Annotated in this window: 3 protein-coding genes; 2 read left to right on the forward strand and 1 reads right to left on the reverse strand. The window is 75.8% G+C overall.

Annotated elements, in window-relative coordinates:
* Positions 1-499: 499 nt before the first annotated feature.
* Complete coding sequence (locus ABTZ03_RS43715; RefSeq protein ID WP_350518857.1) at positions 500-1,537, forward strand: GDP-mannose 4,6-dehydratase; 1,038 nt, start codon at positions 500-502, stop codon at positions 1,535-1,537.
* Between the two features lie 57 nt (positions 1,538-1,594).
* Here ABTZ03_RS43715 and ABTZ03_RS43720 read toward each other — a convergent pair whose 3' ends face one another.
* Positions 1,595-1,906, reverse strand: a complete 312-nt coding sequence (locus tag ABTZ03_RS43720) for a chorismate mutase family protein (RefSeq protein ID WP_350518858.1) — start codon at positions 1,904-1,906, stop codon at positions 1,595-1,597.
* A gap of 298 nt (positions 1,907-2,204) precedes the next feature.
* Here ABTZ03_RS43720 and ABTZ03_RS43725 point away from each other — a divergent pair.
* Positions 2,205-8,602: SDR family NAD(P)-dependent oxidoreductase (locus tag ABTZ03_RS43725; RefSeq protein ID WP_350518859.1), on the forward strand; the 6,398-nt coding region annotated here is incomplete at its 3' end.

An 8,602-nucleotide genomic window follows, 5' to 3' on the forward strand; every position in this document is an offset into this window, starting at 1 on the left:
CCGGGAGGTGCCCCCACCGCATGGACTCCCTCCTCCGCCTTGCGATGCACGCACCCCGACGCCGCGCGCTGATCCGACGCGAATTGTCAGACACGCCCTAGCGTGAGCTGCGAGGAAGCGGTTCGTCGCCCGGGCGTGGGGCCTGGCGGCGGACCGCTTCGCCGAGTCCCGACCCGGGCGGGTTCCCCCGGGGACGGTTCGGCGGCCTGTGAAACAGGGGGAGGGGGCGCGCGGCGATGCCAACGGGTACGTCGGGCGGTGCCGCCGTCGTGGGGAAGCCGGTCGCGTCGGAGACGGCGCACCGGACGACGGCCGTACCGCCTCCCGTACCGCGCGCCCCCCGTCACCGGCTTCGGTGACCTTTTCGGCTCCCGCTCCTTCCGCCGCTTCCCGTCGCGCCCCCGGGCCGGCGCGGGAAGTCTCGCAAATTCCTTAGCCCCGCCGGTGGTTCGCTGGCTGTGCCGAGAGCGGACCGCGAGCAGTGGCTGAAGGGGAACGGATGTCCAAGCGAGCACTGATCACCGGGGTGACCGGCCAGGACGGGTCTTACCTGGCCGAGCACCTCATCTCCCTGGGGTACCAGGTGTGGGGCCTGAGTCGGGGGCAGGCCAACCCCCGGAAGGACCGGGTCAGTCGGCTGATCCCGGAACTGCGGTTCGTCGACGGCGACTTGATGGACCAGACCAGTCTGGTGTCCGCGGTCGACACGATCCAGCCGGACGAGGTGTACAACCTCGGGGCGATCTCCTTCGTGCCGATGTCCTGGCGTCAGCCGGAACTCGTCACCGAGGTCAACGGCACCGGCGTGCTGCGGGTGCTGGAGGCGATCCGGATGGTCAGCGGGATCAACAAACCGGCCGCGACCGGCGGCGGGGACGGGCAGATCCGCTTCTACCAGGCCTCCAGCTCCGAGATGTTCGGCATGGTCGCGGAGACCCCGCAGCACGAGCACACCCGGTTCCACCCGCGCAGCCCGTACGGGGTGGTGAAGACCTACGGGCACTACATCACCCGCAACTACCGCGAGTCCTACGGGATGTACGGCGTCTCCGGGATCCTCTTCAACCACGAGTCGCCGCGCCGCGGTGCGGAGTTCGTGACCAGGAAGATCTCGCTCGCGGTCGCGCAGATCAAGCTCGGCCTCCAGGACCGGCTGCTGCTCGGCAACCTCGACGCCGTCCGCGACTGGGGCTTCGCCGGGGACTACGTCCGGGCGATGCACCTGATGCTCCAGCAGGACGAGCCGGGCGACTACATCATCGGGACCGGCCGGATGCACTCGGTGCGCGACGCGGCCCGGATCGCCTTCGCATGCGTGGGCCTGGACTGGGAGGAGTACGTCGAGGTCGATCCCGCGCTGGTGCGGCCCGCCGAGGTGGAGACGCTCTGCGCGGACGCGCGGAACGCGCACCGCGTCCTGGGCTGGGAACCGACGGTCGACTTCCCCGAACTGATGCGGATGATGGTCGAGTCCGACCTCGAACAGGCCCGGCTGGCCCGCGACTACGGCGAGGTGCTGACCGGCGCCCGCTGGTGACGGCGGGCCCGGGCGACAGGGCGGTGGGGGACCGGGCGGTACCGGCCCCCCACCGCCCTACGGCCGTTCGGCGCCCGGGACGGCCTGCGGGCGGGAGAGCTCCAGGATCGCCAGCGCTATCCCGGCGCCCTGGTCGCCCAGCCGGGCCGCGTACCGGCGCAGCATCGCGTTCTCCTGGGCCAGGCTGGTGGTCGGCAACCCGGCCGCACGGCGGCTCAGTTGGTGGCCGCGGGCCAGCCGGATCCGCTGGACCAGCTGGGCGATCAGCTGCTCGTCGAGCGCGCTCAACTCCTCCGCCGTGTCGTCCGCGGCGGCCTCGGTGGGCCACGGCGGTCTCGGCTGGTCCCCGTGCGGGACGGTTTCGGGCATGGCGGTCATCCTCGTCGACGTCGGTGGCCCGCGGCGCGCCCGACGGACCGCACCCAGGGCTCGCGCATCCGACGATCCAGCCGGAACGCCCGGCAATTCCCTAGAGTCCACGGCCCCGCCGCCCCGGGCGCCCTCGGCCGGACCGCGGGAGGAGACAGACCCTAGGGATTTCCCGTGCCCGCTCGATCGAGACTGATCGCCGAAGTGCGGGAATGCGAGCGCCGCGCGTGCGGAGCACGCGGGCCGTCCACAGCGGACCCCTGCCGTTCGCCGGTCCTCCAGATGGGTTGCGTCGATGATGGACAAGGAACAGAAGCTCCGGGACTACCTCAAGCGGGCCAGCGCGGACCTCCAGCGCTCCCGGCAGCGGGTGGACGAACTGGAGGCCGCCGCCCGGGAGCCGATCGCCATCGTCGGCATGAGCTGCCGCTTCCCCGGCGGGGTGGCGAGCCCCGAGGACCTCTGGGCGATGCTGGTCGCCGGCTGGGACGGCATCACCGGCCTGCCGGCCGACCGCGGCTGGGAGCTCGACCCGGCCGACGGCCCGACCGACGTCCGGGGCGGATTCCTGCGCGGCGCCGCCGACTTCGACCCCGGCTTCTTCGGCATCTCGCCGCGCGAGGCGCTGTCCATGGACCCGCAGCAGCGGGTCCTGCTGGAGACCGCCTGGGAGGCGTTCGAGCGGGCCGGCATCGACCCCACCGGGATCCGCGGCACCCGCACCGGCGTGTTCGTCGGCGCCATGCCGCAGGACTACCGCACCGGCCCCGACGACGACGTCCAGGGCTTCGTGCTGACCGGCAACGCCACCAGTGTGATCTCCGGCCGGCTCTCGTACGTCTTCGGCGCCGTCGGCCCCGCCGTCACCGTGGACACCGCCTGCTCCTCCTCGCTCGTCGCCCTGCACCTGGCCGCCCAGTCGCTGCGGGCGGGGGAGTGCGGGCTCGCGCTCGCCGCGGGCGTCACCGTGATGTCCACCCCCACCACCTTCGTCGAGTTCGCCCGCCAGGGCGGGCTGGCCGCCGACGGCCACTGCCGCTCCTTCGCCGACTCCGCGGACGGCACCGGCTGGTCCGAGGGCGTCGGCGTGCTGGTGCTGGAACGGCTCTCCGCGGCCCGGCGCAACGGGCACCGGGTGCTGGCCGTCCTGCGCGGCAGCGCCGTCAACCAGGACGGCGCCTCCAACGGGCTGACCGCGCCCAACGGCCCCTCCCAGCAGCGGGTGATCGAGCAGGCGCTGCGCAACGCCCGCCTCTCGGCCGACCAGGTCGACGTGGTCGAGGCGCACGGCACCGGCACCGTGCTCGGCGACCCGGTGGAGGCCCAGGCCCTGCTCGCCACGTACGGGGCGAACCGGGAGACACCGCTGCTGCTCGGCTCGGTGAAGTCGAACCTCAGCCACACCCAGGCGGCGGCCGGCATGGCCGGGGTGATCAAGACGGTGCTGGCGATGCGGCACGACCTGCTGCCCCGCACGCTGCACGTGGACGCGCCGTCCTCGCACGTGGACTGGGAGTCCGGGGCGGTCCGGCTGCTCACCGAGGCGACCGACTGGCCCAGGGGCGCGGAACCGCGCCGGGCGGGGGTGTCCTCCTTCGGGCTCAGCGGCACCAATGCGCACGTGATCATCGAGGAGGCGCCGGAGGAGGCGGAGGCTCCGGAGGTCTCCGAGGTCTCTGAGGTTTCGGAGGAGGCTTCCGGCCAGGTGACGGACCCGGCCGGGGCGCTGCCGTGGCTGGTCTCCGGGCGGACCCCGGAGGCGCTGCGGGCCCAGGCCGAGCGGCTGCGGGCGTTCCTGGCCCCCGGTGAGGCCGGAGCCGACGTCGACGCGGCCACCGACGCCGACCTCGCCCGGGCCCTCGCCACCACCCGGGCCGCCCTGGAGCACCGCGCGGTGGTCACCGCGGCCGACCGGGCCGGGGCGGTCGCCGCGCTCACCGCACTCGCCGCCGGTACCGGCGACGGCCGACTCGTCCAGGGCACCGTCCAGGGCCGCGGCAAGCTCGCCTTCCTGTTCGCCGGGCAGGGCGCCCAGCGCCTCGGCATGGGCCGCGAACTGGCCGCCCGCTTCCCGGTGTTCGCCGCCGCGCTGGACGAGGTGCTGGCCGGTCTGGCCGCCCTCGACGACCGGTCGGGGCCGTCGCTGCGCGAGGTGATCCTCGGCGCCGACCAGGACCTGCTCAACCGCACCGGCCAGGCCCAGCCCGCGTTGTTCGCGATCGAGGTCGCGCTGTTCCGGCTGCTGGAGTCCTGGGGCGTCACCCCGGACTTCCTGGCCGGCCACTCGGTCGGCGAGATCGCCGCGGCGCACGTCGCCGGGGTCTTCCCGCTCGCCGACGCCTGCGCGCTGGTCTCCGCCCGGGCCCGGCTGATGGAGGCGCTGCCGGAGGGCGGCGCGATGATCGCGCTCCAGGCGACGGAGGCCGAAGTCCGGCCGCTGCTGGGCGAGTCGGTGTCGCTCGCGGCCGTCAACGGCCCGAGCGCCGTGGTGGTCGCGGGCGAGGACGGGCCCACCGAGGCCGTTGCCGCCCACTTCGCCGCGCTCGGCCGCAAGGTCCGCCGGTTGAAGGTCTCGCACGCCTTCCACTCGCCGCTGATGGACCCGATGCTCGACGCGTTCCGCACCGTCGTCGCCGGGCTCTCCCCGCAGGCGCCGGTCATCCCGGTGGTCTCGACCGTCACCGGCACGCCCGCCACCGTCGAGCAGCTCACCTCCGCCGACTACTGGGTCGACCAGGTCCGGCGGACCGTCCGCTTCGCCGACGCCGTCGACTGGCTCGGCGCCCACGGCACCGGACTGTTCCTCGAACTCGGCCCGGACGGCACCCTCGCCGCGCTCGCCCAGGGCTGCGTCGACGAGCCGGTGACCGCGCTCGCCGCGCTGCGCCCCGGCCGCCAGGAGACCGAGGCGCTGACCGAGGCCCTCGCCGGACTGCACGTCCGCGGCGTGCCGGTCCGCTGGGACGCCTACTTCGCCGGGACCGGCACCCACCACGCCGACCTGCCCACCTACGCCTTCCAGCACCGCCGCTACTGGCCGAAGAGCGCGCTCGCCCGCACCGGTGACGTCCGGGCCGCCGGACTCGGCTCGGCCAACCACCCGCTGCTGGCCGCCGCCGTCTCGCTCGCCAACACCGACGGCCTGCTGCTGACCGGCCGGCTGTCGCTGCGCACCCACCCGTGGCTGGCCGACCACGCCGTGGCCGGCACCGTCCTGCTGCCCGGCACCGCGTTCCTGGAGCTCGCGGTGCGCGCGGGCGACGAGACCGGCTGCGACCGGGTCGAGGAGCTCACCCTCACCGCGCCGCTGCCGCTGCCCGAGCAGGGCGGCGTGCAGGTCCAGGTGTGGGTCGGTCGGCCGGACGGCACCGGGCGGCGCAGCGTCGGGATCTACGCCCGCCCCGAGGGGGACGAGGATGCGCCCTGGACCCAGCACGCCGACGGCGTCCTGGCGGTGGGTGAACACCCTTACCCGGCCGAGGAGTTCGAGTCCTGGCCGCCGGCCGGGGCGGAGCCGCTGGAGCTGGCCGGGCCGGACGGGCTGGACGCGCGGCTGGCCGGGGCGGGCTTCGGCTACGGCTCGGCCTTCCAGGGGCTGACCGCCGCCTGGCGCCGGGGCGAGGAGGTGTTCGCCGAGGTCGCGCTGCCCGAGGCGGTGCGCGGCGAGGCCGGCGGGTTCGGCATCCACCCGGCGCTGCTGGACGCGGCGCTGCACGCGGCGGCCTTCCTGGTGCCGGGCGGGGTGCCGTTCTGCTGGCAGGACGTCAGCCTGCACGCGGGCGGGGCGTCGACGGTCCGGGTGCGGCTCTCGGCGCTGGGGGAGGACGCCGTCGCCGTCGCGGTGGCGGACGCCGCGGGCGGGCCGGTCGCCTCGGTCGGTGCGCTGGCGTTGCGGGCGCTGCCGGGGCAGGCAGGCGCGGGGGCGGCCGTCGGTGCCGGTCCGGCGGGGGAGGCGCTGTTCGAGCTGCGCTGGACCCGGCCGCGGGGCGGCGGGTCGGCTGCGGCAGTGGCCGCAGCGGTGGCCGTCGGCGGGCCGGATCCGCTGGGCCTCGGGGTGCTGCCGTCGGCGGGTGACGGCGAGCCCGAGGTGGTGCTGCTGCCGCTCGCGGGCGATCCGGCCGATCCGGTCGGCTCGGCCCACGCGTTGGCCGCCGAGGCCCTGACCCGGCTCCAGGAGTGGCTGGCCGACGAGGCGACCGAGGGCGCCCGGCTGGTCTTCGTGACCCGCGGCGCCGTCAGCACCGGGTCGGACGACGAGGTCACCGACCCGGCCGCGGCCGCCGTCTGGGGCCTGGTGCGCTCCGCGCAGGCCGAGCACCCGGGCCGGTTCGGTCTGGTCGACCTCGACCCGGCCGGTGGCCCGCTGCCCGAGCGGGCGCTCGCCGGGGACGAACCGCAGCTGGCCGTCCGGGGCGGCGAGGTGCTCGCGGCCCGACTGGGCCGGGCGAACGCGTCGACCGTCGCAGGTACGGAATGGGACCCGGCGGGGACGGTGCTGATCACCGGTGGCACCGGTGGGCTCGGCGCCGTGCTGGCCCGGCACCTGGTGGCCGAGCACGGCGTCCGGCACCTGCTGCTGGTCAGCCGGCGCGGGGCCGAGGCCGAGGGCGCCGTCGAACTGGCCGCCGCCCTGGCCGAGTCGGGCGCCGAGGTCGCCGTCGAGGCCTGTGACCTCACCGACCGGGCGGCCGTGGACCGGCTGCTGGCCGGCATCCCGGCCGCGCACCCGCTGACCGCAGTGGTACACGCCGCCGGGGTGCTCGACGACGGGGTGATCACCTCGCTGACCCCCGAGCGGCTGGCCGCCGTGCTGCGGCCGAAGGCCGACGCCCTGTGGCACCTGGACCGGGCCACCCGCGGCCTCGACCTGGCCGCCTTCACCGTGTTCTCCTCCTTCTCCGGCACGGCCGGCGCGCCCGGCCAGGGCAACTACGCGGCCGCCAACGCCTTCGCCGACGCGCTGGTGCACCACCGCCGGGCCGCCGGGCTGCCCGCCCGGTCGCTCGGCTGGGGGCCGTGGGCGCCGACCGGCGGCATGACCGGCGGCCTCGCCGGGGCCGACCTCGACCGGCTGGCCGCGGCCGGCACCCCGGCGCTGGCCGCCGCCGACGGCCTCGCCCTGTTCGACGCCGCCCTCACCCGCCCGCAGACCCTGCTGCTGCCCGTCCGGCTGGACCTGCCGGTGCTGCGGGCCGCCCGGGAGGTGCCGCCACTGCTGCGCGGCCTGATCCGCACCCCGGTCCGGCGCGCCGCCGCGGCCGTCTCCGAGACGGCCGGGACGCTCGCCCGCCGGCTCGCCGGACTGGACGCCCGGGCCCGTACCGAGGCCGTGGTGGAGCTGGTCCGGGCCGAGGTCGCCGCCGTGCTCCGGCACGCCGACCCGGCCGAGGTCGACCCGCAGCGCCCGTTCCAGGACCTCGGCTTCGACTCGCTGACCGCCGTCGAGCTGCGCAACCGGCTCGGTGCGGCGACCGGCCTGCGGATCCGGGCCACCGTCGTCTTCGACCACCCGAGCGTGACCGCGCTGGCCGGGCACGTCCTGGAGGGCCTGACCGGGGCGGCCGGGACCGGGGCCGCCGCCGACCGGGCGCCGCTGCGTGCCACCGCCGGCGCCGACCCCACCGACCCGATCGTCATCGTCGGCATGAGCTGCCGCTACCCCGGCGGCGTCGCCTCGCCCGAGGACCTCTGGCAGCTGCTGCACGAGGGCACCGACGCGGTCTCCGGCCTGCCCACCGACCGCGGTTGGGACCTCGACGCGCTCTACCACCCGGACCCGGACCACCTGGGCACCAGCTACAGCCGGTTCGGCGGCTTCCTGCACGACGCCGCCGACTTCGACCCGGCGTTCTTCGGGATGAGCCCGCGCGAGGCGCTGGCCACCGACGCCCAGCAGCGGTTGCTGCTGGAGGCCTGCTGGGAGGCGGTCGAGCGGTCCGGGATCGACCCGGTCGCGCTGCGCGGCAGCCGCACCGGCGTGTTCGCCGGCGTGATGTACAACGACTACTCGGCGCTGCTGGCCGGCGGCCGCTTCGAGGGCCACCAGGGCAGCGGCACCTCGCCGAGCATCGCCTCCGGCCGGGTCTCCTACACCCTGGGGCTGGAGGGCCCGGCGGTCACCGTGGACACCGCCTGCTCCTCCTCGCTGGTCGCCATGCACTGGGCGATGCAGGCGCTGCGCACCGGCGAGTGCACCCTGGCGCTGGCCGGCGGCGTCACCGTGATGTCCACCCCGACCTCGCTGATCGAGTTCTCCCGGCAGCGCGGCCTCTCCCCGGACGGGCGCTGCAAGGCCTTCTCCGACCGGGCCGACGGGGTCGGCTGGGCCGAGGGCGTCGGCGTGCTGGTGCTGGAGCGGCTCTCCGACGCCCGGCGCAACGGGCACCCGGTGCTGGCCGTCGTGCGCGGGTCGGCCGTCAACCAGGACGGCGCCTCCAACGGGCTCACCGCCCCCAACGGGCCGTCCCAGCAGCGCGTCATCCGCGCCGCCCTCGCCAACGCCGGGCTGTCGCCCGCCGAGGTGGACGTGGTCGAGGCGCACGGCACCGGCACCCCGCTCGGCGACCCGATCGAGGCCCAGGCTTTGCTGGCCACCTACGGACAGGACCGTGAACTCCCGCTGCTGCTCGGCTCGGTGAAGTCCAACCTGGGCCACACCCAGGCCGCCGCCGGCGTCGCCGGGGTGATCAAGACCGT

This window comes from Kitasatospora sp. NPDC096077, assembly GCF_040303245.1.
In the GTDB taxonomy this organism is placed as follows: domain Bacteria; phylum Actinomycetota; class Actinomycetes; order Streptomycetales; family Streptomycetaceae; genus Kitasatospora.

Excerpts from the sequence above, each read along its gene's own strand:
- ABTZ03_RS43715 (WP_350518857.1), top strand. The coding sequence starts at position 500 with ATGTCCAAGCGAGCACTGATCACCGGGGTGACCGGCCAGGACGGGTCT.
- ABTZ03_RS43720 (WP_350518858.1), bottom strand. The coding sequence starts at position 1,906 with ATGCCCGAAACCGTCCCGCACGGGGACCAGCCGAGACCGCCGTGGCCC.